The sequence below is a fragment of the Oceanobacillus caeni genome (genome assembly GCF_042678465.1).
Lineage (GTDB): Bacteria > Bacillota > Bacilli > Bacillales > Amphibacillaceae > Oceanobacillus > Oceanobacillus caeni.
Genome location: NZ_JBHTKV010000003.1, coordinates 64537 through 90560 on the forward strand (window position 1 = coordinate 64537; position 26024 = coordinate 90560).

Annotated in this window: 24 protein-coding genes; 20 read left to right on the forward strand and 4 right to left on the reverse strand. The window is 36.6% G+C overall.

Going from position 1 to position 26024, the window contains the following annotated elements; all coding sequences use genetic code 11:
• The first annotated feature begins 63 nt into the window (after nt 1-63).
• Together speB and ACFQ18_RS03870 are read left to right on the forward strand one after the other, a co-directional pair.
• Nucleotides 64-1020: an agmatinase gene (gene speB, locus ACFQ18_RS03865; protein ID WP_047186580.1), complete on the forward strand. Its 957-nt coding sequence runs from the start codon at nt 64-66 to the stop codon at nt 1018-1020.
• Between the two features lie 157 nt (nt 1021-1177).
• Entirely contained in the window at nt 1178-2587 is a 1410-nt protein-coding gene (locus tag ACFQ18_RS03870; protein ID WP_204797749.1) for a sodium:solute symporter, read from the forward strand.
• A 203-nt stretch (nt 2588-2790) separates the two neighbouring features.
• Here the strand turns inward: ACFQ18_RS03870 and gabR are convergent, their stop codons facing one another.
• The gene (gabR, locus tag ACFQ18_RS03875) at nt 2791-4209 is read right to left on the reverse strand and encodes a MocR-like transcriptional regulator GabR (protein WP_204797748.1); all 1419 of its coding nucleotides are present in this window, start codon (nt 4207-4209) and stop codon (nt 2791-2793) included.
• Nucleotides 4210-4312: 103 nt separating this feature from the next.
• Between gabR and gabT the strand changes: the two genes are divergently transcribed.
• The 15 genes from gabT to hxlA all read left to right on the forward strand — a co-directional run bounded on the left by gabT (nt 4313) and on the right by hxlA (nt 20848).
• The gene (gene gabT / locus ACFQ18_RS03880) at nt 4313-5620 is read left to right on the forward strand and encodes a 4-aminobutyrate--2-oxoglutarate transaminase (protein ID WP_060668885.1); all 1308 of its coding nucleotides are present in this window, start codon (nt 4313-4315) and stop codon (nt 5618-5620) included.
• A 13-nt stretch (nt 5621-5633) separates the two neighbouring features.
• On the forward strand, nt 5634-7022 hold the full coding sequence (locus ACFQ18_RS03885; RefSeq protein WP_047186583.1) for an NAD-dependent succinate-semialdehyde dehydrogenase: 1389 nt from the start codon (nt 5634-5636) through the stop codon (nt 7020-7022).
• A 157-nt stretch (nt 7023-7179) separates the two neighbouring features.
• Nucleotides 7180-8574 (forward strand): APC family permease, encoded by a 1395-nt coding sequence (locus ACFQ18_RS03890; RefSeq protein WP_204797747.1) that lies wholly within the window; start codon nt 7180-7182, stop codon nt 8572-8574.
• Nucleotides 8575-9019: 445 nt separating this feature from the next.
• Nucleotides 9020-10381 (forward strand): SLC45 family MFS transporter, encoded by a 1362-nt coding sequence (locus ACFQ18_RS03895; protein WP_047186586.1) that lies wholly within the window; start codon nt 9020-9022, stop codon nt 10379-10381.
• Nucleotides 10382-10483: 102 nt separating this feature from the next.
• Nucleotides 10484-11557: a LacI family DNA-binding transcriptional regulator gene (locus tag ACFQ18_RS03900; protein ID WP_047186587.1), complete on the forward strand. Its 1074-nt coding sequence runs from the start codon at nt 10484-10486 to the stop codon at nt 11555-11557.
• 1 nt (nt 11558) lies between these two features.
• Nucleotides 11559-13229, forward strand: a complete 1671-nt coding sequence (locus tag ACFQ18_RS03905) for a glycoside hydrolase family 13 protein (protein ID WP_047186588.1) — start codon at nt 11559-11561, stop codon at nt 13227-13229.
• A gap of 231 nt (nt 13230-13460) precedes the next feature.
• Nucleotides 13461-14465: a LacI family DNA-binding transcriptional regulator gene (locus tag ACFQ18_RS03910; RefSeq protein WP_204797746.1), complete on the forward strand. Its 1005-nt coding sequence runs from the start codon at nt 13461-13463 to the stop codon at nt 14463-14465.
• Between the two features lie 19 nt (nt 14466-14484).
• Nucleotides 14485-15036 carry a 6-phospho-3-hexuloisomerase gene (hxlB, locus tag ACFQ18_RS03915; protein WP_047186590.1) on the forward strand — a complete coding sequence of 184 codons (552 nt, stop codon included), beginning with the start codon at nt 14485-14487 and terminating at the stop codon, nt 15034-15036.
• A 17-nt stretch (nt 15037-15053) separates the two neighbouring features.
• Nucleotides 15054-15692 carry a bifunctional 4-hydroxy-2-oxoglutarate aldolase/2-dehydro-3-deoxy-phosphogluconate aldolase gene (locus ACFQ18_RS03920; protein ID WP_047186591.1) on the forward strand — a complete coding sequence of 213 codons (639 nt, stop codon included), beginning with the start codon at nt 15054-15056 and terminating at the stop codon, nt 15690-15692.
• Between the two features lie 26 nt (nt 15693-15718).
• On the forward strand, nt 15719-16744 hold the full coding sequence (locus ACFQ18_RS03925) for a TRAP transporter substrate-binding protein (protein WP_145523781.1): 1026 nt from the start codon (nt 15719-15721) through the stop codon (nt 16742-16744).
• A 25-nt stretch (nt 16745-16769) separates the two neighbouring features.
• The gene (locus ACFQ18_RS03930; protein ID WP_379565768.1) at nt 16770-17255 is read left to right on the forward strand and encodes a TRAP transporter small permease; all 486 of its coding nucleotides are present in this window, start codon (nt 16770-16772) and stop codon (nt 17253-17255) included.
• Nucleotides 17255-18544 (forward strand): TRAP transporter large permease, encoded by a 1290-nt coding sequence (locus ACFQ18_RS03935; protein WP_204797745.1) that lies wholly within the window; start codon nt 17255-17257, stop codon nt 18542-18544. The genes ACFQ18_RS03930 and ACFQ18_RS03935 overlap by 1 nt, the downstream gene beginning before the upstream one ends.
• Nucleotides 18545-18561: 17 nt before the next feature.
• Nucleotides 18562-19263 (forward strand): ribose-5-phosphate isomerase RpiA, encoded by a 702-nt coding sequence (gene rpiA, locus ACFQ18_RS03940; RefSeq protein ID WP_204797744.1) that lies wholly within the window; start codon nt 18562-18564, stop codon nt 19261-19263.
• A 1-nt stretch (nt 19264) separates the two neighbouring features.
• Nucleotides 19265-20215, forward strand: a complete 951-nt coding sequence (locus ACFQ18_RS03945) for a sugar kinase (protein WP_204797743.1) — start codon at nt 19265-19267, stop codon at nt 20213-20215.
• Nucleotides 20216-20230: 15 nt separating this feature from the next.
• A complete protein-coding gene (gene hxlA / locus ACFQ18_RS03950; RefSeq protein WP_204797742.1) occupies nt 20231-20848 on the forward strand; it encodes a 3-hexulose-6-phosphate synthase in 618 nt (205 codons plus the stop codon).
• Nucleotides 20849-21498: 650 nt separating this feature from the next.
• Here hxlA and ACFQ18_RS03955 read toward each other — a convergent pair.
• Together ACFQ18_RS03955 and ACFQ18_RS03960 are read right to left on the reverse strand one after the other, a co-directional pair.
• Nucleotides 21499-21624: a hypothetical protein gene (locus tag ACFQ18_RS03955; protein ID WP_255449110.1), complete on the reverse strand. Its 126-nt coding sequence runs from the start codon at nt 21622-21624 to the stop codon at nt 21499-21501.
• 56 nt (nt 21625-21680) lie between these two features.
• Nucleotides 21681-21911, reverse strand: coding sequence for a hypothetical protein (locus ACFQ18_RS03960; protein WP_047186599.1), 231 nt, complete (start codon nt 21909-21911; stop codon nt 21681-21683).
• Nucleotides 21912-22500: 589 nt separating this feature from the next.
• Here ACFQ18_RS03960 and ACFQ18_RS03965 point away from each other — a divergent pair.
• The 3 genes from ACFQ18_RS03965 to ACFQ18_RS03975 all read left to right on the forward strand — a co-directional run bounded on the left by ACFQ18_RS03965 (nt 22501) and on the right by ACFQ18_RS03975 (nt 23988).
• Nucleotides 22501-23457, forward strand: coding sequence for a hypothetical protein (locus ACFQ18_RS03965; RefSeq protein ID WP_047186601.1), 957 nt, complete (start codon nt 22501-22503; stop codon nt 23455-23457).
• Nucleotides 23458-23489: 32 nt separating this feature from the next.
• On the forward strand, nt 23490-23741 hold the full coding sequence (locus tag ACFQ18_RS03970; RefSeq protein ID WP_047186602.1) for a hypothetical protein: 252 nt from the start codon (nt 23490-23492) through the stop codon (nt 23739-23741).
• Between the two features lie 64 nt (nt 23742-23805).
• Entirely contained in the window at nt 23806-23988 is a 183-nt protein-coding gene (locus tag ACFQ18_RS03975; RefSeq protein ID WP_060668891.1) for a hypothetical protein, read from the forward strand.
• A gap of 238 nt (nt 23989-24226) precedes the next feature.
• Here the strand turns inward: ACFQ18_RS03975 and ACFQ18_RS03980 are convergent, their stop codons facing one another.
• Nucleotides 24227-25906, reverse strand: a complete 1680-nt coding sequence (locus tag ACFQ18_RS03980) for a DUF2207 domain-containing protein (RefSeq protein WP_204797741.1) — start codon at nt 25904-25906, stop codon at nt 24227-24229.
• Between the last annotated feature and the right edge of the window lie 118 nt (nt 25907-26024).

The window sequence follows — 26024 nt, forward strand, 5'->3', positions numbered from 1 at the left end:
TTATAATTGGCATGAAATTTGCAATCTATATTTACAAAAATAATAATTTGGGGAGGAATAACGATGTATCAACCAAAAGATTCATCAAAATCACCGCGCTTTACAGGACCGCGTACATTTATGCGATTGGAACATATTGAACGAACAGACAATGTAGATTTTGTAGTTATGGGGGTACCGTTCGATACAGCTGCATCTAACCGAACTGGACAAAGATATGGCCCACAACATATTCGGGATTTTTCTGTATTGCTTCGTCCTTATAACCCTGATCAGGATATTAATATTTTTGATTATTGTTCTGGAGTAGATTACGGGGATGTAGATGTCATTCCAGGAAATATTCATCGTACTTACGATAACATTGTAAATGCACTTGAGCCAGTCTTAGATAAAGAGATAATTCCAGTTATAATGGGTGGCGATCATTCTATTTCATTGGGTCATTTACGGGCTTTTGCAAAAAAATATGGACCGATTGCACTTGTTCACTTTGATTCACACGGCGATACATGGGACAATTATTTCGGCGAAAAGTATATGCATGGAACACCATTCCGTCGAGCTGTAGAAGAAGGATTGATTGATGTTGATCATTCCATTCAGGTAGGTATGCGTGGGCCACTTTATGGTCCAGAAGATATTGAAGATGCGAGGGAGCTTGGATACGAAGTTATTCCGATGAAGGAAGTAAGAGAAATCGGTTATGACAAGGTGATTGAGCGAATTCATGCCCGCGCAGGAGATAGACCAGTATTTGTTACATATGACATCGACTTCCTTGATCCTGCCTATGCACCAGGAACGGGTACGCCTGAGGTAGGCGGTCCAACTAGTTATGAAGGGCTAGAATATGTCAGAGGTTTACACGGGCTTGATATTAAAGGTTTTGACCTTGTTGAAGTTTTACCGACATATGACAGTGGTGAAATTACAGCTGTGGCAGCATCTTCAATCATTTTTGAGATGATCAGTTTGATAGCCATGAAAAAACGTGCACAGCAAGAAGAAAATAAATAAAGGTATTATGAGGTGAGAACTTCTACTTATAGGGTTCTTTACCTCTTCTATTATATTTATTCAAATGGTAGAGAATTATTATAAATAACGGATATGGTTTTCTGAATATTCCATTGTGAGTCTATATTAAGAAAGTTACAAGGAAGGTGAGACGGAAATGACATGGATTGATATGATGATTATTATTATTTATTTCGCTATCCTTGTTGTAGTCGGTATAATTGGTACCATAAAAGCGAAAACATCAGAAATCTATATTTTAGCAGGAAGAAATCTTGGCGTTTTCATGCTCTTTGGTTGTTTGACTGCTGTTTTTCTTGGTGGTTCTTCGACAATAGGATCAGCCCAACTCGGTTATGAAATTGGATTTTCAGGAGTTTGGTTTGTCTTTTCAATGGGACTAGGTATTACCCTTTTTGGTATTTTTTTGCTTAAAAAGGTAACTGGTTATAAATTAATGACTATTAGTGAGTTACTTGGTAAACTCTTTAATGTTGAATCAAAATTAATTGGAGCTGTAATCGCCGCTATTTATGCCCTAATGGTAAGTGTTACCCAAGTAATTGCTATTGGTGCGCTTTTAAGTGCTATTTTCGATTGGAATTTGGTTTTCTCCATGTTAATCGGTGGGGGAGTCGTGTTTTTCTATACCATTCTTGGTGGTATGTGGTCTGTGTCCATGACAGATATTATCCAGTTTTTGATCATGACGGCGGGTATATTTTTAATCATGCTACCAACCAGCTTGTCAAAAGTAGGAGGTTTTGCTGAACTAACAGCACAATTGCCTAGCTCGTACTTTGATTTTTCAGCTATTGGGTTTAAGGAAATCATCCAATATCTCTTGACCTTTACACTTGGAATGATGGTGGGGCAGGATATTTGGCAGCGCTATTTTACTGCAAAGAACCTTAAAACAGCCCGTACTGGGGGAATACTTGTCGGAGTCTATAGTCTATTATATTCCTTAGCAATGGTTATTATTGGTATGTGTGCGCTTATTGTCCTTCCAAGTATCGAGAACACACAAAATGTCTTTACAAGTATGGCCTTTGAAACATTACCTACGGGGCTCCTAGGCATCGTTTTTGCTGCTGTGGCAGCAGCTATTATGTCAACTGCATCTGGTACATTATTGGCTTCTTCAACCTTAATAACTAAAGATATTTTAAAGGATCATTTTTTTAAAGATATATCGGATAGGCAATTTTTGCTACTATCACGTGTAACTACGTTGGTTATTGGTATCGTTGCCATTGTTATTGCATTATGGATTCAAGAGCTTCTTGTTGCAATTGATGTAGCCTATGCCCTGTTAGCGGGATCCATTTTCATTCCGATAGTGTTTGGTTTGTTTTGGAAAAGAGCTACTGCAAAAGCTGCATTTTATTCGATTGTGATTAGCGCAGTGGTTGTTTTAGCCGGCCTTGCTATTGAAGGGCTCTCTTCAAGTAACCCAATATTATATGGAATCGCTGTCAATATTATTGTGATGATTGTTGTTTCAATGATGGATCGAACGGAAAAACCAGAAGAAGTGCAGACAAACGAAACGATGGATGCGTGATCAACGTTGTTAGTTGTTTCAGAATTAAATAATTCTAATTAGGAAATTAACTTTATAGAAATTAGTATTTTTGTTTGCGCCTTCAAAAAGGTAGAATGAAAATTTCCCCATTTTAGAGGGTAGTAACACTACTATCCTCTAAAAATGAGACTATGGAGATTCCCAACTTGAAAAAGGGATATGACAGTGATCCCCAATTTCCCTTAATAAATTACCCGATACAACCGCTCCACAGCTTCTTCAATATCCTTTTCTTGGATAGTTGCAAACCCAATGATTAACGTTATTTTATTTTCATTTGCTGGAATCTCTTTTAACATAAATCGCGTAAGGGAATAGATTTCTAGTTTTTCCTCTTTAGCCTTTGCCTCTACTTCTGCATAGGTTTTGTTCGTTTTGAATTCGGCAAGAAAATGGAGACCTGCTGGAATATCTTGGATGGTAATGTCTTGTTTGAATCGAAACCTAAGCTTTTGAATAAGTTGTTTTCTTTTATTTTCATAATGATGGTTCATTCGTTTGATGTGCTTTGCATACTCCCCTGTTTCTATAAAATAATGGAGCGTGAACAAATTTAATGAATTGCTTCCTTGTATCCAACTAGAATAATGACGTTTATATTCTCTTAATAGTTTTATAGGCAAGACAAGATAACTTATCCGAAAACTTGGCAGCATAGTTTTGGAAAAGGTACCAGCATAGATGACACGTTGATTGCGGTCGAGACTTTGTAAGGAAGGGATGTTATCGGTTCCATATTTAAATTCACTGTCATAATCATCCTCCACAATATAGGCATCATGAGCGTTAACAACCCAATTTAGTATTTCAATTCTTCTTGATATAGGCATAATATTGCCTGTTGGGAATTGATGTGATGGTGTAATAAAAAGAAAATTGGGGTTCAATGCTTCGACTTTTTCTACGTTAATGCCTTGCTCATCTAACGGAATCGGTGTGACTCTAAAATTCATATTCTCTAACAGTTGGTAGAAGCGAAAGTAACCGGGATTTTCCATAGCAACTTTTGTGTTTTGCTTTTGCATACTCATTAGTTGACGAATAAGTGGTTGTGTTCCAGGTCCAATAATGACTTGTTCTGGTTCACAAACTACCCCGCGACTCCTTGCAATTAAACGTGAGATCGTTTGACGAACAAGATAAGGACCTTGAGGATGGGCGATTTCCGAAAGCTCTTTTCCGTGATTTTTAATTGCCGTCTTTTCGCATTTCATCCATTCCTTGAAGGGAAACATGGTAATATCCGCCGTCATATGGGATAAAGAAAGCCAAGCTGATTTATCCTCTGTATGCTTTTCCCTTAAATCAAGTGGGAAATCCATCTGTTTGGAACATTCATTTGGATTCTCAAATTTCGTTATTTTTTCTACATAGTATCCTTTTCTTTCAATGGTATAAATATATCCTTCAGCAAGTAGCTGTTCATATGCATTAGAAACCGAATTGATGCTTACCCCCAGTTCCTCCGCTAATTTCCTTTTAGAAGGGAGTTTTTCATCGGTGAGAAGCTTTTTATTTAAAATCAATTTCCTAATTTCCGTATAGATTTGTTGATAGATGAATTTTTTTTGATTATTGGTGTTGATTTTAATAAAAATCATTCTCTCGCTCCAATCTGGTACCTTTGGAATTTGAATTCTGGTACTTTTCATTATAACAGAAAATTGTAAAATTATAACATATTAACATTTTAGGGGGCGAATAATGATGACAACAACAGTTGGAATGGAAGAACTTCAAGAAAAAAGGAAAAAATATATACCTAAAGGTGTAAGCAATGGTAATTTGAATGTGGCAAATTACGCAAAGGGTGCAACCATTACAGATATGGACGGGAAAGAGTGGATTGATTTTGCTGGGGCCATTGGAACATTAAATGTTGGTCATACTCATCCTAAAGTAACAGCTGCCGTAAAAGAACAAGTGGATAAATTCTTGCATCCTGGTTTCAATGTCATGATGTATGATGGATACATTAACTTGGCGGAAAAATTATGTGAAATTACACCAGGAAATTTTGATAAGCAGGCACTTCTCTTAAATTCAGGAGCAGAGGCTGTTGAAAATGCAATAAAGGTATCACGTAAATATACAGGAAGGCAAGCTGTTGTTTCATTTGTTCGTGGGTTTCATGGAAGAACAAACATGACAATGAGTATGACAAGTAAAGTGAAACCATATAAATTTGGATTCGGCCCTTTTGCACCAGAAGTGTATCAAGCGCCATATCCATATTTATATCAGAAACCAGCAGGATTAACGGATGATGAATATGTGGATCTAACAATTCAAAATTTCAAAGACTTCTTTGTAGAAACGGTAGCACCGGAAAACGTTGCATGTGTGGTTATGGAACCAGTTCAAGGTGAAGGTGGATTTATTATTCCTCCGAAGAAATTTGTTCAAGAGGTAAGAGATTTCTGTTCCGAACATGGCATTGTTTTTGTAGCAGATGAAATTCAAACTGGTTTTGGGCGTACAGGAAAACTTTTTGCAATGGAACACTTTGATGTCATACCTGATCTTGTAACGGTTTCCAAGTCGCTTGCTGCAGGACTTCCGCTGAGTGGTGTCGTTGGTAGAAAGGAAATTTTAGATGCAGCTAACCCTGGAGAACTCGGTGGAACTTATGCTGGTAGCCCTGTAGCTTGTGCTGCTGCATTAGCGGTTATCGATATAATCGAGGAAGAAGATTTACTCACCAAATCTGAACTTCTTGGACAAAAATTGGAAGACAAACTTCAAGAACTTCGAAAAAAATATGAATTCGTTGGTGATATTCGTCGTTTAGGATCAATGGTAGCGGTGGAAATCGTGGATAACCAAATAGACAAAAACCCGGATAAAGCAAGAACAGGAGCAATAACAACATACGCTAATGAAAATGGTCTCTTATTACTTTCCGCAGGGATTAAGGGTAATGTCGTTCGTTTCCTTGCACCACTTGTAACGACAGATGTAGAATTAAATAAAGGGTTGGATATTTTAGAAGATGCCTTCCACAATGCGTAAAGGGGGAAAACAAATGACTGTGATTCAGGTTAAAAATCCAGCAACTGGTGAACGAATAGGTGAAGTAAAAGTCAATACGAAAGAAGAAATTAATGAAGCTATTCTAAGAGGCCATGAAAGTTTTAAAACATGGTCCAATGTAAATGCTCATGAACGCTCAAAGCTCCTAAAAAAATGGTCTGATCTTATTCAAAATAATAAAGAAGACATTGCAAGGGTTATGACGTTAGAGAGCGGAAAACCCATTAAAGAATCCCTTGGTGAAGTGGATTACGCGACAAGTTATATCGATTGGTATGCAGAAGAAGCCAAACGATTATATGGCCGGACTATTCCTGCAAATACGGAATCGAAGCGAATTGTCATTACGCGTAAGCCAGTAGGTCTAGTTGCAGCCATTACACCATGGAACTTCCCTGCTGCTATGATGACAAGAAAAGCGGCACCAGCGCTTGCTGCTGGATGTACTTTTATTGTGAAGCCAGCGGAAGATACACCACTGACTACAATCAGGTTAATTGAACTTGCACATGAAGCAGGTATTCCAGAAAATGTCGTTCAATGTGTGAATGGATATGGTAGTGAAGTAGGAAAATTGTTTACGGACAGTAAATATATCCGAAAAATTACGTTTACTGGTTCTACTCCCGTTGGAAAACTGTTAATAAAAAACAGTGCAGATACGGTCAAACATGTGTCCATGGAACTTGGCGGACATGCCCCAGTTATTGTTGCAAAAGATGCCGATCTTGATTTAGCTGTTGACCAAACAATCGCATCGAAATTCCGCAATGCTGGACAAACATGTATTTGTGCCAATCGTTTACTTGTTCACGAGAGTATTGCTGATGAGTTCTCTGAAAAATTAGCCGCTAAAGTTAGTGAATTAAAAGTAGGGAACGGATTAAATGAAGATACACAAGTAGGACCTGTAATTAATGAAAAGGGCTTTAACAAGATTGTTTCCCAAGTTGAAGATGCCACTGCAAAAGGTGCTGAAGTAATTTGTGGAAACGAGTATAATGCTGATGCAGAAAAAGGCTTTTTCTTCGTGTACCCAACTGTTCTTAAAAATGTGAATCTTGATATGAACATTATGCAAGAAGAAACGTTTGGCCCTGTTCTACCTATCACGACTTTTGAAACGTTAGAAGAAGCAGTAGACATTGCTAACGGTACACCTTATGGCTTAGCTTCTTACTTCTTTACCAATGATTATCGTACAGGTGTGTATCTAAATGAAAATTTAGAATTTGGAATCGTTGGATGGAATGATGGTGCTCCCTCCGCTGCACATGTACCGTTCGGTGGTGTGAAAGAAAGTGGAATTGGACGTGAAGGCGGAATAGAAGGCATTGAACCATATTTGGAAACGAAATATTTATCTATTGGGAATTTGTAAAGGTCTCCTTTTTAAAGGGGGATCTTTCTCCCTTATTCTTATAGAAGGTTGAAACATTTTCATTTCGTTAATGTATAGATCCTTCCTTCATACCCTTTCGATAAGCATAATCGCAATGATAAAAGATTGTACGAATAATATGACAAGGGGTGTTTGGATGAAAGAAGAAAAGAAGTTAATAAAGTCGATGTCCATGACGGACGTCCTATTTCTCTCGATGGGGGCAATGCTTGGTTGGGGATGGGTAGTTCTATCTGGAGATTGGATTAGTCAAGCTGGTTTCTTAGGAACAGCAATTGCCTTTGGTTTGGGTGGTTTATTGGTTATTTTTATCGGTCTAACCTATGCTGAACTTGCAGCAGCAATACCAGAAACAGGTGGTGGATTAGTATTCGTTGTACGTGCTTTTAATAAGCGATTAGGTTATTTCGCTGCATGGAGTGTCCTGTTTGGATATGTATCCGTTATCACGTTTGAGGCGGTAGCATTACCAACTGTTATCGATTACGTGATTCCAGTTGATCACCTTGGGTATCTATGGTCTATGGGAGGATTTGATATCTATCTCACCTGGGCATTGATTGGTTCTGTAGGTGCTATTATACTCACGTCTCTTAACTATTTTGGAGTTAAACCTGCAACCATTTTGCAAAATATTTTAACGGCAGCGGTTGTACTCATTGGTTTAGTATTAGTTGTTGGTGGGTTTGGAAGCGGTAACACACCAATTATCCAATCATTACAAGGGGATGGCATAGGGGGGATGATGACCGTATTAATTATGATTCCATTCTTATTTGTTGGATTCGACGTCATACCACAGATTGCATCAGAAGTAAAAGCACCACCAAAATTCATTGGACGAATATTAATTATTTCTATTATTGTATCTATTGCTTTCTACGTATTAATTGCCTTTGGTGTATCTGTTGGTTTATCACCAGCAGAACTAACAACTACAAATCTAGCAACTGCAGATGCAATGGGAAATCTATTTAATAGCCAGGTATTTGCTAACATCATCGTTATCGCAGGGGTTGCTGGTATTATTACGAGTTGGAATGCATTTATTATCGGTGGAAGCCGTATCCTATATGCGATGGCAATACGAGATATGATTCCTAGATGGTTTGCTTACATTCATCCCAAATATAATACCCCAACCCACGGCATTATCTTCTTAGGAGTGCTCGGAATTTTCGCTCCTTTATTAGGACATTCCGCCTTGAATTGGTTTGTAAATGCAGGAGGAATTGGAATTGTAATCGGATACCTGATCGTATCACTTTCTTTTATGAAATTACGAAAAACAGAGCCAAAATTAGAACGTCCATATAAAATTAAGTACTGGAAAACTACTGGAATTCTAGCAATTATTTTAAGTGTACTATTTATAACGCTTTATATGCCTGGAATGCCATCTTCCTTAATATGGCCTATTGAATGGCTAATCGTCGGAGGGTGGTACCTAATCGGATTAGTATTATATTTCATAGGGTCTGGTAACAATTCAAAGCAAGAGAATAGACAAGAACATACTGACGCTGTTTGATTAGGGTGAACAAAACAACACTGGGGAATTTTCCTTGGTGTTGTTTGGTTTTGGGGAAGGAAATGAAGATTTTGTACAGATCTATTACTTAAAAACCCGAAGATCGATAGGCAAGAGCTACAGGGACAGGTTCCTTATCCCAATTGGGATGATCTGGATAAAGGATTATAATTTTATGCAAACGATTGCATTGTTATTTAATCTGTTGTATACTAATAATTGTTTTGGAAAAGGTGTTTACAAGTATTCATATATAGAAAAGGTTTGATAGTAGACGTCAAATTATTTTCCAGTGTGATGCAAGCGTTTGAGTTATTTTATGCAACTTATGAAAACGGTGTAATTGAGACTACTAATGGTGTTTAACGCAAGTTAACTGGCTGTAAGACCCCCACTGATTGAGTTTCACTTTATAAAAAATACAGTTTATTTCTAGGAGGATATTATGTTATCAGAGAAGATTAATCAGACTAGTGAAGAAAGTCCTCAAGGTCATTTGCCAAATCTTCCTATTAGTACGATTTGGTTAATAAGTTTTGGTTTCTTGGGAGTGCAAATGGCATTCTCTTTACAAAGTTCAAATATGGGGCGGATCTTCCAAACGATTGGCGCCGACCCTACTAACTTAGGCTTCTTCTTTATATTACCGCCACTGGCAGGTTTAATTGTTCAACCTATCGTTGGATATCTATCCGATCGTACTTGGATGCCAAGACTTGGTCGGCGTATTCCTTATCTACTTGTTGGAGCCGTTGTTGCGGTTATTGTTATGTGTTTATTACCAAATGCGGGTAGTTTTGGTTTTAGCACTGTGTTCGCACTGGCATTTGGAGCGGTTACAATTTTGTTTATGGATGTATCATCGAATGTGGCAATGCAGCCATTCAAAATGATGGTTGGTGACATGGTTAACGAAGAACAAAAGGGCTTTGCTTATTCCATTCAAAGCTTTTTATCCAATAGTGGTGCTGTTTTAGCAAGTGTTTTTCCATTTATATTAACTATGTTAGGTGTGTCAAACAGTGCACCAAAGGGAGTTGTACCACAATCGGTTGTTATTTCATTTTATGTTGGTGCAGCTGTTTTAATCATTTGCAGTCTATTTACGGTATTCAAGGTTAAAGAATATACGCCAGAAGAATATGCTGCTTACCATGGTGTTTTAGAGGAATCTAATAAAGAACGTGTAAATGTTTTTGGATTACTAAAAAGCGCTCCAAAAGTATTTTGGACTGTTACTTTGGTTCAATTATTCTGCTGGATGGGCTTTCAATATCTGTGGACTTATGGTACAGGTGCAGTCGCAGCAAATGTTTGGAATACAACCGATTCATCGAGTTCTGCATTTCAAGCGGCGGGGAACTGGTTTGGTATTTTATCAGCTATACAATCCATTGCGGCCGTGGTATGGTCACTTGCTTTGTCACGTGTACCAAACGACAAGCATAAATTAGCTTATTCCATCAGTTTGTTATTAGGCGGTATCGGATTTGGTTCCGTATTCTTTATTCATCATCAGGGAGCGCTGGTTATTTCATTTATCCTAATTGGTATTGCCTGGGCGGCTATGATGACATTCCCATTTACCCTGCTTACTAACGCTTTGTCTGGTAAAAACATGGGTACGTACTTGGGACTTTTTAACGGTAGTATTTGTTTACCGCAAATTATCGCTTCTTGTTTAAGTTTTGTTTTATTCCCAATAATTGGGTCGTCTATGCCAGCAATGATTTTGGTATCTGGTATTTTTCTTGTGGTCGGTGCATTATGTGTTCCTGTTATTAAAGAAACTTATGCAAGAAATTGATTGAAGGTTTCTGTTTAATTGAGCTAAGATATTAAGAAAGGGGGAAAATCCCTCTTACTTCGGTAGTTTACTAGTTCATTAAAGTTGAAAGTGGTGTGGTACATGGGGGTTACGATTAAGGATGTTGCTAAAGAAGCAGGTGTCTCCAGCTCTACAGTCTCACGGGTTATTTCTGATAGTCCGATGATTAGCGAAAGAACCAAGCGAAAAGTACGTCAAATAATGGATGATATGGGGTTTCATATTAATGAAAATGCACGTAATTTAGTTCGCCAATCTACTAATACCATTGGAATTGTAATGAAGAGCTCGGCTAGTGAATCACTCCACGATCCATTTTTTCCAGAAGTTTTACGTGGAATCAGTTCCTGGTGTCACAAGCAGGATTTTAGTATTAGTCTGACAACAGGTGAATCAGAAGAAGCTATTTTTCAGGATGTAGTTAAAATGGTTCGGGGGAAAAAGGTCGATGGTATTATTGTGTCTTATTCCAAACAAGATGATAAAGTTGTACCTTATCTAATGGAGTGCGGGATTCCTTTTGTTGTGATCGGTAAGCCGTTAGACGGGATGAGTGAAATTACTTATATTGATAATGATAACGTAAAGGCTGCTAGAGAAGCTTCGGAATATTTGATAGAAAGAGGCCATGACAAGATTGGTTATATAGGCATGTCACTAGAATTTGAAATGGCTAAATATCGTTTACAAGGTTTTAAAGAAGCGGTTCTGTTAAATCAGGTGGATATTTCGGATGAGTATATAAAGAATCCAGCATCCCCGGACTTAATTAGAAATGCTGTCAATGAACTAATGGATTTAGATATGCCCCCTACTGGGATTGTAATAATAGATGATCTAAGTGCGCTTAATGCACTAACAATATTGAGAGAAAAAGATATAAAGGTACCAGATGATGTTAGTGTGATTAGCTTTAATAATACGGTAATCGCTAATTTTTCGAACCCTAAACTAACATCCATCGATACGCAAATTTTTCAGTTAGGATATGAATCCGCGAGATGCCTTATAGAAGAAATAAAAGATCCATCTTTATTTAAGAAGAGCATTATCATTCCTACTAATATTGTGGAAAGAGAGTCGGCGCTTTCGTTAACAAATAAGGATTTGGGTCATATTCCTAATACAGATGTAGAGAAAAATGTGGAGGTTTAATATGAGTAAAAAGTGGTGGAAAGAAAGTGTTGCCTACCAGATCTATCCAAGAAGTTTTATGGATAGCAATGGAGACGGTATTGGCGATATAAAAGGGATTATTTCGAAATTAGATTACTTGAAAGAGCTAGGAATAGATGTCATCTGGGTTTGTCCGATGTATAAATCCCCTAACGATGATAACGGTTATGATATTTCGGATTACCAGGATATTATGGACGAATTTGGGACGATGGATGATTTTGATCACCTGCTAGAAGAAGTTCATCAACGTGGGATGAAATTGATTATGGACTTAGTCATTAACCATACAAGTGATGAACATCCTTGGTTCATTGAATCTAAATCATCTAAAGATAGTCCAAAACGGGATTGGTATATTTGGCGAGACGGAAAAAATGGAAAGGAACCAAACAACTGGGAGTCCATTTTTAGTGGTTCGGCTTGGAAATATGATGAGGAGACGAAGCAATATTTTATGCACATTTTCTCTGAACGTCAGCCGGACTTGAATTGGGAGAATCCAGATGTGCGAAATGCCTTATACGATATGGTGAACTGGTGGCTTGAAAAGGGGATTGACGGTTTCCGTGTGGATGCCATTTCCCATATAAAAAAGGAACCCGGATTAACCGATATGCCCAATCCAAAAAAATTAGAGTATGTTCCAAGTTTCCCCAAAATGATGAATGTGGAGGGAATTGACGAATTTCTAACTGAATTTTCGCAAAGGACGATCAAAAACTATGACATCATGACGGTTGGAGAAGCTAATGGTGTTGGGATAGACAATGCGGATAAATGGGTCAATGAAGAGAATGGTTATTTCAATATGATTTTTCAGTTTGAATTTTTAGGCCTTTGGGAAAAGGATACGGATGGGACTGTTGATGTACAGGCGTTAAAGGAAAATCTATCGAAATGGCAAACTGGCTTAGAAGGAAGAGGATGGAACGCGTTATTTATCGAAAATCATGACCAGCCACGCCGAGTGTCTAGCTGGGGGGATGAACAGAAGTACTGGAAAGAAAGTGCTAAAATGCTTGGTGCTTTATACTTTTTGATGAAAGGTACTCCATTTATCTATCAGGGCCAGGAAATTGGAATGACCAATGTCCAATATTCGTCCATTGAAGATTATGATGATGTAGGGATGATTAATTATTATAGGATTGAAACGGAAAAAGGTCGCCCACATGATGAAGTGATGGAGGTTATCTGGAAACAAAGCCGCGATAATGCCCGTACGCCGATGCAATGGAGTGCTGACCGTATGGCGGGATTTACGACTTCCAATGAATCATGGCTGAAAGTGAACGCGAATTATTCCGAAATTAATGTTGCAGATCAATTGGCAGACCCGGATTCTATTTTGAATTTTTATAAAAAATTAATTCGCTTAAGGAAAGAAAATCAAGTATTTGTTTATGGAACCTATGAATTGCTATTAGCTGATCATCCTAAACTCTTTGCCTATATGCGTACATTAGGTAGTCAAAAGGCACTTGTAATTAATAACTTTGCAAATCAAGCAACAAATTTCAGAATGCCAGCAAGTGTTACCTATGCTACCTCTCAACTTGTTCTAAACAACTATAACGTTATGGAGAATAAATTAACGGAAGAATTCACATTAAAGCCTTATGAAACTAGGGTTTATCTACTAAAATAACTGCATTTCAATCCTGTTTTGCATGTAACAATTAAATGGATGAAAAATAGGAAAACGAGTAGCTGTTGATGCTACTCATTTTTCCTTTGCAACAAGTTGGGACGATGAACCTGTCCCCTCGTCTCCTAAATAAGGGTTGTAAAACGGTTACAATTATATTATACTTTGACTAAATCGATTTACTAAACCGATTTAGTAATTAGAATATCAAGTGGTTTGGGAGAATTATATATGAGAAGGATTACAATTTCCGATGTAGCTGAGCATGCAGGTGTATCTAAGAGCACGGTATCTCAGTATTTGAATAAGCGATACGATTATATGGGACAAAAAACCAAAGAACGTATTGAACAAGCAGTAAAGGAGTTGGGCTATAGTCCAAATATAATTGCAAGAAGTTTAAAGCAGAAATCAACAATGACAATAGGTGTGATTGTAGCAAATATTTTACATGTTTTTTCGACACAGGTTATACGCGCTATTGAGGATTTCTGTAATGAGAAAGACTTTCATGTAATTATCTGTAATGCCGATGATGATCCTGAAAAGGAGAAGCGATATATTGAAATGCTTCAATCTAAGCAGGTGGATGGAATTATTGCATTTCCGACGGGAGGTAATGTGGAGCTTTATAAAGCATTAATTGAGGTCCAATTTCCTGTGGTGTTTATGGACAGAATTATTCCCGGGATAGAAATTGATACGGTCATATTGGATAATGAGAAGGCTTCCTTTCTTGCCGTAGAAGAGTTCCTAAGGAAAGGGTATCGGGAAATAGGAATGTTATCTCCCCCGCTTAGGGAAAATGTTACATCAAGAATGGAGCGAATAAATGGTTTTAAAAAAGCACTAGACAATAAGCAAATTACATTTAACCAAAACTATCTTATGGTTGGAGAAATTAATAATATTCAGGTGGTTATGAAAGAAATGTTAGAACAGGACAACCCCCCAGATGCTCTCCTAGCACTAAATGATAGAGTTTTACATGAAGTACTAGCCTTTACAAAAAAACATCGGATGCGTTTACCGGAAGATTTAGCGGTCATTGGAATTGATGAGGTATCCTATGCAAACATTTATAGCCCGGCATTGACCACTATCCAACAGCCTGCATTCGATATGGGAAAAAAGGCTGCAGAATTATTACTTAATCGAATTACAAACAAAGAAAATTGTATGGATCCTAAAATTTACCGGTTTGAACCGAAGCTAAATTCAAGGGAATCATGCTAAAACAGAAGGAGAAATAGCGATGGAACAAATGATAAAAACAGTTGCAACTGAAGTTTATGAGGTTGTACAGCAAATAGACGCAGATGAAACAAAAGGATTAGCAGAAGAGATTCAGAAGGCAAAGCGAATTTTTATCTCAGGTACAGGTCGTTCCGGATTAGTTGGAAAAATATTTGCTATGCGCTTAATGCACAGTGATTTCCCTGTCTATGTTGTAGGTGAAACTATTACACCTAGTATAGAACCAAACGATCTTTTACTAATCATTTCCGGGTCCGGGAGCACAGGTTCACTTGTACAGTATGCAAAAAAGGCAAAAGAAGCGGATGCAAAGGTAGCACTGGTAACAACCAATAAAGATTCTGCTATTGGTCAAATTGCTGATCAATCTGTACGGATTCCTGCTGCAACCAAGAAACGTTTGGAAACAGAGCCAAAAACCATTCAACCGTTAGGAAGTCAATTTGATCAGTCGGCCCATTTGTTATTAGATGCGATTGTTGTTTATTTACTACAACATTATCCAAAGGAAAGTCAAAATTTAAATCAAAAACATGCGAATTTAGAGTAGAGATAGGAGATGTATTTATGTCAATTATAGAAGAAATTAAAAAGAATAAAATTGTTGCTGTAATCCGCAAATCAAATGAAGAAAATATCGTCCCTATACTTAAAGCCTTATCTGACGGTGGTGTCAAGTCTGTTGAAATTACAGCAGAGACACCAAATGTGGGGCGTGTAATTGAAACCGCTGTAAATCAAATTGGAGAAGAAGTTCATATCGGTGCAGGGACTGTACTAGATCCGGAAACGGCAAGAACGGTAATCATGGCTGGTGCCAAGTTTATTGTCTCTCCAACATTGAATACGGAGACGTTAAAACTGACCAATCGTTATGGCATTTTAAATATTCCCGGCGTAATGACACCAAGTGAAATCTTGACTGCTTATGAAAACGGGGCACAAATGGTCAAAGTATTTCCAGCAGATGTTTTAGGACCAACTTATATTAAAAATATTCTTGGACCACTTCCACATGTACAAGCAATGGTAACGGGTGGGATTACGATTGAGAACATGAATGAATATCTTGCAAAAGGAAGTGTCGCTGTAGGAATTGGCAGTAATCTAGTAAATGCAAGCAAATTAAAAACAAAAGAGGATTATAGGGATTTAACGGAAAGAGCTAGTCAATATACTAGAAAGCTAACAGAACTTGAACGATAGCTTTTAGTGAAAAAGGAGGCAAAAAGATGAATAAATTTAAGAGCGTTTTCATTGGGGCTATTATTTTAGGTATTATGGTTTTGGCAGGATGCAATACTCATCAGGTCGATGCCGATGGGGATGGGAAAATTAAGATTATTGCAGCTCATAACCAAACATCACCTGATAACCCATATCAGACTGGTTTATTAAAATTTAAGGAAGTTGCCGAACAGGAGTCTAATGGGACGATTGAAGTAGAAGTACATGCTGGAACAATTGGTACGGAAGAATCACAGCTTGTAGAGAAACTTCAATTGGGCGCTGCTGATGTCATCGTTGCTTCACCCGGTTTTATGACACAAACGGGGATTAGGGAAGTAGATTTATTTTCAGCACCATATTTATTTAATAGTTATGACCATTGGCTACAGGCGGTTGATGGTGAAGTAGGAAATAAAGTAGCGGATATCATCAATGAAAAATCAAATAATTCCTTTAAAGTACTAGGTTATTGGACAGCCGGGGTTAGACATTATTATGGTAAGAAACCGATAGAATCAGTGGATGACCTTAAAGGTGTATCACTTCGCACCCAAACATCTGGAGTCGTTTCCGATTTTTGGACTTCAACTGGTGCAATCCCATCCTCTATTTCATGGGGAGAACTTTACCAAGGTTTGCAACAAGATGTTGTAGATTCTTCGGAAAACGCTTATCCATTCTTTGTGCAACAAGCGCATCACACCACTTCAAACGGTAAATACATTACGGAGACGGCACATGATTATACAACCAGATTCTTTTTAATAAATGGTGAGAAGTTTGACCAGTACTCTAAAGAGCAGCAAGAAATCATTCTAAAAGCTGCAGAGGAATCTATTAAAGCAGAAAGAGAAGCAACACTTGCGCAAGACGAAGAATATAAGCAAAAGGCAATAGATGAAGGTGCGATTATAAATGAGATTGATAGACAACCATTTATTGAGATTGCTAGACCAATCTTGAATGATTTTGCAAAAGAGATAGGTGTAGAAGATTTATTAAAAGCTATTTATGAACTAGATAAATAAAGCGTTAGCATAAGGAGGTAATACCGTGAAACGTTTCGTACAAGCGCTTGATAAGGCACAAATGATTGTTGGTTCTATATTTCTATGTATTTTCTTCCTCGTTATTATCTTGCAAATTGTCACAAGGCATTTGGGAATTTCCGTTATTTGGACAGAAGAAGTGGCGAACTATTCATTTATTTGGGCGATATTGATGGGATCTTCTGTGATGGTAAATCGTAGAGAACATTTTAATTTTGACTTTATTCAACGAAAATTAACGGGGGCTAAAGGTGCAACATTGAATATAGTAATCGATTTGATTCTTGTTGCATTTAATATTGTTATCTTTTTATTAGGTATTCAAGTCGTAACAGAATTCTGGAATTATACATGGGCAACGATCCCTGAAATGAAGATGGGTTATATTTGGATTGCCATTCCAATAATGGCTGGAACCATGATTGTTTATTCCTTGTCTCATTTAATGAATCATATGAAGGCGCTAAAGTCGGGGGAGGTAAGTAGCTAATGGCTATATTATTAGTAGGATTATTTCTTATTCTAATGTTCATCGGTGTTCCAATTGCTTTTGTAATTGGGATAGTAGCCTTATTAGGTATCTTCGGAATGCCGTATACACCGGAAGCTACCGTACCGATGAAAATGGTGAATGGTCTAGATTCATTTGTACTGCTAGCTATTCCGTTATTTATTCTAGCTGCTAACTTGATGAATTCTGGAAAAATCTCAGAGAAGTTAATCGATTTTGCTATGTCGATTGTTGGACCGATTCGTGGGGCATTGGCACATGCGAATATTTTGGTATCCATGATGTTTGCTGGGGTTTCAGGTGCAGCTCAGGCAGACGCAGCAGGTATGGGTAAAATTCTTATACCAAGTATGGTGAAGAAAGGCTATGACAAGGAAACAGCTGTTGCGGTAACGGCTGCATCCTCTACGATTGGAGTAGTAATTCCGCCAAGTATACCAATGATCATTTTCGCGGGATTAACAAATGCATCTATTGGTGCTTTATTCCTAGGTGGAATCGTTCCTGGAATCTTAATCGGTCTCGGCATGATGTTATTTGTTTATTTTATTGCTATAAAAAGAAATTATCCAAAAGAAAAACGTGTTCCGATCAAGAGAATTGCCAAATTGTTTTTAGAGTCTTTACCTGCATTATTCACACCTATTATCATTATTGGCGGGATAATTAGTGGATTTTTCACAGCAACAGAAGCTGCAGCTGTTGCATCGGTTTATACATTATTAATTAGTATGTTTTACTATAAGACATTGAAACTTAATGATCTTCCAAAAATAATAATGGATACGCTTGCACTAAGTTCTCTTTCGTTATTTGCTTTGGCAACAGCAAGTGCACTTGGCGAATTAATGAGTTATTACCAATTGGGAACGATTGCACAAGATTTCTTTGCTAATAATGTAGGTTCATCTTGGATATTTATTCTGATTGTTATTCTTTTCTTCTTATTTATTGGAACTTTTATGGATGCGATACCAGCAATGATTTTATTTGTTCCAATGATTTTACCAACTGCTATTGAGTTTGGAATTGAACCAGTTCAATTAGGTTTAATTATCGTTATTACATTAGCAATTGGATTGGCTACTCCGCCATATGGGCTTGTCTTATTACTTTCAGCTAAAATAGGAAACTTGTCTATAGAAAAGTCATTTGTTGCTGTACTTCCGTATTTAGCGATTATATTAGTTGTCTTATTACTAATAGCATTTCTCCCAGACTTGGCATTTGCTATTCCAAAATGGTTGAATCCGAGCTTATTTGGTTAAGGAAAGGAGTTCTCTAAATGATGGATAAAGAGATTCTTGATAAAAGGTTAGCCGCGGAAGCATCACTAGAGTATGTGGAAGACGGAATGGTTATTGGATTAGGTTCAGGTTCCACGGTTAATTGGATGTTAAAAAAGTTAGGTGAACTTGTAAAAGATGGGCTATCTATTCAGGGTATCCCTTCTTCACGAAAGACGGAGCGCCTAGCAAAGGAATTGGGCATCCCTTTAACAGACTTTTCTAAGGTAAACAAGGTTGATATCGCAATTGATGGTGCGGATGAAGTGGATGGCAATCTAAATCTCCTAAAAGGCGGAGGAGGTTCTCTTGTAAGAGAAAAAATCGTGGATGCCGCTAGTGATAAGCTAATTATCATCGTTAATGATAAAAAGAGAGTATCTACATTAGGTGATTTTCCACTACCAGTTGAAGTTGTACCATTCGGTTGGGAAGTGACCGCTAGAAAACTTGAGGCACTGGGATGTGCCCCAACATTAAGAAAAGGGAAAAATCAAATCTTTATCTCGGATAATGGTAATTATATTCTAGATTGTAAGTTTGAAAAAATAAGCAACCCAAAAGAACTACATGAATCATTGAAAGAAACAGTAGGTGTTGTTGAAACTGGTCTATTTATTTCGATGGCAGATCAAGTCATTGTTTCTGTTAATAGTGATATAAAAATATTGACAAATGAAAAGGGATTTGGAGGTAGCTAGGTTGAATGACGTAATTACAATAGGGGAAGCAATGATTACATTTAATCCCGAATCAACTGGTCCATTGAAATTTATTAATCGATTTGAAAAAAAGGTAGGAGGAGCAGAGCTAAATTTAGCCATCGGTGTTTCCCGATTAGGTCTGAAAGCTGGTTGGATTAGTCGATTAGGAAATGATGAATTTGGAAAATATATTAAAACTTTTGCTCGTGGCGAAGGAATTGATGTATCACAAGTAGCACACGTGAATGGGTATCCAACTTCCTTGAACTTTAAAGAAATCAGAGAAGATGGAAGTGGAAAGACATTCTATTATCGTAACCAATCACCAACATTGACATTAGGTCCAACTGATTTGGATGAAGTATTTTTTAAGCAAGCAAAGATCTTACATCTTACTGGTATCTATCCAGCAATCGGCGAAATTAATAAACAGGTTATTTTTAAAGCCATTGATTTAGCAAAGAAACATAGCTTAAAGATCTCCTTTGATCCGAATATTCGACTTCGCATGTGGAGTAAAGAAGAAGCTAGTAAGGTCTTATATGAAATTCTCCCACATGTTGATATTTTATTGGCCGGCGCTGAGGAAATGGATATCATTATTGGAGAAAAGGATCCTGACCGTATCATTGAAAAGGCTAAAGAACTTGGTATCTCCTATGTTGCCATTAAACAAGGGGATAAAGGCTCCGTTGGATATCACGACGGGGAAACGATTCTTTCCCCAGCTATTAAGGCAAGCAAAGTTGCTGATACAGTAGGGGCTGGTGATGGTTTTAATGCGGGTTTCTTATATGGCATTGTAAATGGATGGTCACTAGAGAGAAACCTACATTTTGCTAATACGATTGGATCAATGGTGGTGAGCGTGTTAGGTGATAATGAGGGATTACCATATTATGAAGAAGTTCAGGAAAAATTAGGCGAAATTGAAACCATTGAAAGGTAAAATTGAGGTGCAATCATGAAATTACAGTTAGCATTGGATAGATTAACGAAAGAGCAATGTTTTCAACTCGTAACGGATACAAAGGAAAGTATTGATATTATTGAAATAGGTACAGGTGTCATTAAGGAATACGGAATGTCCATCGTTCGAGACATGAGGGAGCAATTTCCTAATAAAGAAATTTTGGCTGATATGAAAACATGTGATGCCGGAAAACATGAAGCCTTACAAGCATTTGATGCAGGTGCAGATATTACGACGGTCATGGCATTTTCCGCCATCCCTACTATTAAAGACACGTTGAATGTAGCGAAGGAAATGGACAAACGAATCATGATTGATTTATTAGAATGTCATTCCAAAGATAGAATAAGAGAGCTAGAGAATATTGGAACTGATCTAGTAAGTTTACACGTTGGGAAAGATAAGCAAACAGAGGGAACGTTTAATACAGAACTATTTATTTTGGTTAATGGATTTAATTTTGAAGTTGCGGTTGCTGGAGGAATTAACTTAGATACCATCCCAGAAATTGTAAAGGAAAAGCCGGATATTATTATCGTCGGAAGTGCGATAACTAAGGCAGAGGATCCAGCAAAAGTAGCCAAAGAAATGCGACAAATGTTAGTTTAACATTCTTGGAAATTCAATATGATATGCTGTGGTGAGTTTTATTTTGAGAATGTTACTTTTATAAACTACCTAATATATTGGCAGTCTGCAGAATTATATTTCTGCAGACTTTTTGATGTGGAATCTTTATTTAAAGGTTGAAAATGAAGACAATAAGGACCTTTATTTAAAAAATAAGGGAGGTAGGAATTATGAACGAAAAATTAGACCAATAAAAAAGGATTTAACAGAAATTAAATTCAGTCAACGACGATTATCTAAAGATAACGTTACTAGTCTCAGACAATATTCTAGTAAGTTTGGGAAATATGTTGAAAGCACAACAGGATTATTTTAAACAGCGGGTTATAAACTAAACTTGAATCGGAAATGGAGCGATTTACCCACCAATGAAATTAAAGGAGACATATTGGCCAATGGTAACAGATTCTTAACTAACCACCTTACACAGTCGTACTGTTGTGCTTATTATTATTATTTTGTGTTGAACATGTTTTATATTTCCGAATTTCTACAAATCAATTGAATGGATTGTCGATATTCCCCGGGAAATGAAATATTTCCTCATGGATTTTTGGGGAATGATGGTGAATATGGGGATTCTTGTTCCTTTGCACAGTACTACTCGCATTTTTCGATATAAATAGCTGTTAATGTTTAATAAAGTAATCATATTTATTATCTGGATAAATAGAAAAGCCTTGTTTCTTAAAATACGTTTGAATGGAATCTTTAAGGTAAGCCGCTATAGGTGGAAGTTCAAAGGTATTCCTCATATCGTCTAACTCTAATAAGGATTGAATTGCTGATTTTCTTTATAGTAAATTCATAGCTATCTTCTTAACATTTCATTTATTTCTTCTTCAGAAAGAATGGGATTATGTTTATTCAAACCTTCCTGTAACTTTTTTTCCTCAACTGAGTCTGAAACAATATAATAATCATTTTTATTTACTTCCTCAATTTCTAACAGTACATACTTTTTGTTGTCGACTTGAAAATAAGAATGGCCATTTTTAATTGCCTCTTTAAGATCTTCTTGTTCAATCTTTATAGGTTTCACTTTTCTTCAGCACTCCTAAAAAAAAATATTACTATAATTATAAATGGTTTTAATAAAAAAGAAAGGTGAGAAGAGCCAGGAAATCCAAAATGTAAAAGGGTTGGGGGGGGATTTCGGATACAGAACCATTAGATTCAGATTAAGGCTACCCCCCTGTTTAAAGTTTTCCTCTCTCTTTTATGCAAAAACTCTATATCTACAATCCAACCCCTCCAAATTTTACATTCCAACTACACCAAAACAATAAAATAGCCTTTCATTACAAATCCGTTTTCATAATTTAGCTTTTTGACACATTCCTAATACTTCAGTATTTTTTATCTAGATGTTAGAGAAGGATTGGTTGGAAACGGTTTAGGTTACGAACAAGTAATAAGAGCAATAAAAAGAGCTGCTGCAGGAGGGCATAATGTACAAATAGTTGATACTCCCGGATGTGAAAAAGTTTGCTTTCTGAAACATTTCCTTCGATTCTTCCACCCTACAACAGGAAAGTCACAAGATGATGATATAGGTCAAATTCCACTACCTTATAAAGAAAAAAGGTTTACTATAAAGATTTACAAATTTTATAGAAAGGAAATATAATATGTCAGAGTTTTGGATAAGCTACACTATTGGTTTAATTATTATTGTAATCATTTTATTAATACTTCATAACGTGTATCAAAAATACTTTAAAAAAAGTACCACTGATTTTTTAAAATATATGATCCCGATTGTCTGCATAGGTTTTGCAGTAGTTATTATTATTGGAAACTTGGATACAATCATTTATCCAGAACCAATAGGTGATCAAACTCTAGGGGGATATTTAATTAGCAATAAAGCAATCTTACACCTATTGTTGTATATTGGTATACTTATATTGTTATCAGTAGTTTGGTTAATCACAACGTTCCCATTTGCTACAAGTGGATTAAAAAAATTCTCGGGTTTTGGCGTAACGGCAGAATTTAGAGAAAAATTGAATGAGGTTGTTGAAAGTCGCTCTATTATAAACGAAATGGCTAATGTGAGAGAAACAATTCTAAACCTTGTTACTTCCAAAGCGTACTTTGAAGAAACATTAAGCCCTGCTATTGATCAAAATGGAAATATCAATACGGATATGTTATTTAATGGGGTATTAAAAACCTTTGAAAGTTTCTATAAAAAAAGCCAGTCGGAAATTAAAATCAAATATCATTTGCAATTAATTGATAATAATAATCTAGCGGCTTCAAAAGAAACCGTTAAAGAATTACAACAAGAAATGACTATTGCTTTTAATGAAGTGATGAGAAAGAGACAACCCTATTTGTGGCAAGCTACTTTAGCTATTCCATTCTCTCCATTTGATATGGAAGAAACGCAGAATTCATATTATATTTTATGTATGCACTCTGCACATATCTACTTTAATGATAGTGATATTGATTTTATAAACTCTATTATAAAGATTATAGAAAACTTTGTGGATTTGGAATGGTATAAAGGAAGCGGAAAAGAGGTTGAAAATGAGGCCGGAGAAACAACTGAATCTAGTGGAGTTACCGAATATTAAATGATATAATTTTTTTAAGGAGGTCGATTTTTATGTCTGATTCCCAATCTGTAGTACTGGACACTAAGAACAGAGAAGGTAGAGAAAATAGAAGACGAGGAATAAGAAGGATTGTTAATTCTGCTTCCAATAATCAACAAGTAAATCATTTGTCTAGTGAGGTTGGAAGAAACATTGACAGATTAGTTGATGAAGAAATTAGAAAAAATGGTTACAGACGCGAAAATGACCCATTTGTACGAGATATGTATAAGCTGATGAGAAAATATGGAATGAGATTATAAATAAAAATAGAAAATCATAAAATAACCAAAATAATCATACAATAAGCGAAGGGGGTGTGATGTTTTGGTTATTTTAAATTTCCCAAGAAGAAAAGTTATAACTAGTGAAAAAAAGCTCATTTTAGGTTCGAACAAACAAGCATATGTGAATCAGCAACGTATTCAAGAAATGATGGATAAGAAAGGTTATAAAAGAGAAAATGACCCTTTAGTTAAGGCTATGAATAGTCTCCTTTCGAAATTATGAATAGGCGAATAAAAAAATTAGAAAAAGGTGTTAGATCCCATAGGCATAAAATGCCATATCACCAGTCAAGTCATTGCCATCGAATGGCTTTAACAAAAGGAGGATGGGAGAGGTAGCTTAGGAAGACGCTATTTTAAAATGTAAAAATAGAACAATAACATTTCGAAAACCAGTAGAATTATTCTACTTTTCATTAATCATAAGTTATCAATCATAAACCAAACACGGTAGTCCAAAGTTAAAATGCGCCAGAACCTCCACCACCTCCACCAACACCTGTACCAGTACCCGGTGTAACTGTTGACGATTGGGCAGAAATTTCGGTTGCTGAATGAAAGCTTGTGGTAGCCGAACTAGATATGGCCAAAAGTAAGAACATGTTTGTTGGACTAGCCAAAGAGTCATTCATCGCATAGATCAACGATTTGTTTTTTTCTATTAATTTATTATCATTTAATCCCGTGCAAAAGATAAGCGCACGCTCTTTGTCATCATCTGGCCATGTGTCCCAAGTGTGTGATGTTGTTGTTTCAAATTTCTCCTTTAACTGTTTCCATTGATTTTTAATGGTATATCCCTTTACTGTCATTGGGCGATAGGTGATCGAAAACATAAATAACGCTCCCATTAATATAGCAAATAAGAAAAACCACATATATAATTCATGAATAATGAAGATAATCATTATTGAAATACATAAGAAGCCAACTATTCCTGTCAACCAACGGAGTTTTAACTTTTTCTCAGTTAAGCCGTGAGAGTGAATCTCTTCTTTTACTAGCGTTAGCCAATGCCGTATTTGATTTTGGAGGCTTTGTTGATTTTTACCTTTATTAACATACTCATCCAATTTTTCGAATGTAAATACACCGTTTTTTCCCACTTTATCAAATAAGAAGTGGATAAGGTGGTCCTCATGATGGTAGTCTGTCATTGGATTGAATAAATGATAATTATCCTCTTTTTTCTTTTGTATATTTCCCTTTCTCACAAGGTCCATTAGCCCTACTGTTAGCATTTCTGCATATGGAATAGAATTATTTCGATAAAAGTAAACCGTTGCTGGCATACTCATTACTTGTTTAGGGACAAAGGAATAAAAGGAATTTTTACGTTGTGCTTCTAGAGCAATGTGTTGGCGTTTCCTCCAAGCAGAGAATAATAAAACCAACAAATAGAGTGTGAAAGCCGTGAATAGGTAAGGAGCTATCCTACTTAGCCCTTCTTTTCGATTTTCGAAGGCTACTTGTTTGTCAATCATTGCTTGTTTTTCTAATAATAGTTTTTCACGAATCGGAACGTTATTGTGTACAGGGGCAGTTGGAAATAATTCCTGATCATAGGCGACACGGATATCTCCTTTTTCGCCATTATCTACCATTCCCATTTGAAAAATTACCGTTCCATTATCCTCCATATGTTCCGTGCCTTCTGCTTCGTCATAACCTATGGCAATGGCATCATCGGTTTCTTGAGGTGGGTGAACATAGATGGTTAGATTTTCGTAATCTGACTCATTACTCGTATCAAAGAAGGGCCAATAAAATTGAGCCATATCAGAATATACTTCGATCCCATTCTCAATCAAATAGGAAAGCTCAATCGTTATCATTTCATTTTTCCCGGTACGGTAAATCTTATATGTTTCTCCTTCTTGTTCCATCTTTAAAGGTGATCCATTTTCTGTGGCTTCAAAATTCGTGATGGAAGTTCCATCCTGTGGAATAAGACTACGTGTGATTCCATTAAATTTCCCATCAAATTCATATGTGTGAGTCTCCCTTACTTGAACACTACCATTCTCTTTTAGATAGGCATGAATATCGGATTGGTTGATGGAAAAATCAACTGCGAATACTTGTAATGGAAAAAGAAGTGTGGCCATGGCTATAAAAAGAAATCCAAATGTTTTTTTCATAAAATTCCCCCTAGTTTTCCTACTATACATACGATTGAAAGAAGAAGAGGTTTCATTAAAGTCACGGAGCCAGATTCCATGTCTTGATAATAACGGATAAGTTTGTAGGTCTATATAC

Excerpts from the sequence above, each read along its gene's own strand:
- ACFQ18_RS03890 (WP_204797747.1), top strand. The coding sequence starts at position 7,180 with ATGAAAGAAGAAAAGAAGTTAATAAAGTCGATGTCCATGACGGACGTC.
- hxlB (WP_047186590.1), top strand. The coding sequence starts at position 14,485 with ATGGAACAAATGATAAAAACAGTTGCAACTGAAGTTTATGAGGTTGTA.
- ACFQ18_RS03900 (WP_047186587.1), top strand. The coding sequence starts at position 10,484 with ATGGGGGTTACGATTAAGGATGTTGCTAAAGAAGCAGGTGTCTCCAGC.
- ACFQ18_RS03870 (WP_204797749.1), top strand. The coding sequence starts at position 1,178 with ATGACATGGATTGATATGATGATTATTATTATTTATTTCGCTATCCTT.
- hxlA (WP_204797742.1), top strand. The coding sequence starts at position 20,231 with ATGAAATTACAGTTAGCATTGGATAGATTAACGAAAGAGCAATGTTTT.
- speB (WP_047186580.1), top strand. The coding sequence starts at position 64 with ATGTATCAACCAAAAGATTCATCAAAATCACCGCGCTTTACAGGACCG.
- ACFQ18_RS03910 (WP_204797746.1), top strand. The coding sequence starts at position 13,461 with ATGAGAAGGATTACAATTTCCGATGTAGCTGAGCATGCAGGTGTATCT.
- ACFQ18_RS03895 (WP_047186586.1), top strand. The coding sequence starts at position 9,020 with ATGTTATCAGAGAAGATTAATCAGACTAGTGAAGAAAGTCCTCAAGGT.
- gabT (WP_060668885.1), top strand. The coding sequence starts at position 4,313 with ATGATGACAACAACAGTTGGAATGGAAGAACTTCAAGAAAAAAGGAAA.
- ACFQ18_RS03955 (WP_255449110.1), bottom strand. The coding sequence starts at position 21,624 with ATGAGGAATACCTTTGAACTTCCACCTATAGCGGCTTACCTTAAAGAT.
- rpiA (WP_204797744.1), top strand. The coding sequence starts at position 18,562 with ATGATGGATAAAGAGATTCTTGATAAAAGGTTAGCCGCGGAAGCATCA.
- ACFQ18_RS03885 (WP_047186583.1), top strand. The coding sequence starts at position 5,634 with ATGACTGTGATTCAGGTTAAAAATCCAGCAACTGGTGAACGAATAGGT.
- ACFQ18_RS03920 (WP_047186591.1), top strand. The coding sequence starts at position 15,054 with ATGTCAATTATAGAAGAAATTAAAAAGAATAAAATTGTTGCTGTAATC.
- gabR (WP_204797748.1), bottom strand. The coding sequence starts at position 4,209 with ATGATTTTTATTAAAATCAACACCAATAATCAAAAAAAATTCATCTAT.
- ACFQ18_RS03980 (WP_204797741.1), bottom strand. The coding sequence starts at position 25,906 with ATGAAAAAAACATTTGGATTTCTTTTTATAGCCATGGCCACACTTCTT.
- ACFQ18_RS03905 (WP_047186588.1), top strand. The coding sequence starts at position 11,559 with ATGAGTAAAAAGTGGTGGAAAGAAAGTGTTGCCTACCAGATCTATCCA.
- ACFQ18_RS03925 (WP_145523781.1), top strand. The coding sequence starts at position 15,719 with ATGAATAAATTTAAGAGCGTTTTCATTGGGGCTATTATTTTAGGTATT.
- ACFQ18_RS03970 (WP_047186602.1), top strand. The coding sequence starts at position 23,490 with ATGTCTGATTCCCAATCTGTAGTACTGGACACTAAGAACAGAGAAGGT.
- ACFQ18_RS03935 (WP_204797745.1), top strand. The coding sequence starts at position 17,255 with ATGGCTATATTATTAGTAGGATTATTTCTTATTCTAATGTTCATCGGT.
- ACFQ18_RS03965 (WP_047186601.1), top strand. The coding sequence starts at position 22,501 with ATGTCAGAGTTTTGGATAAGCTACACTATTGGTTTAATTATTATTGTA.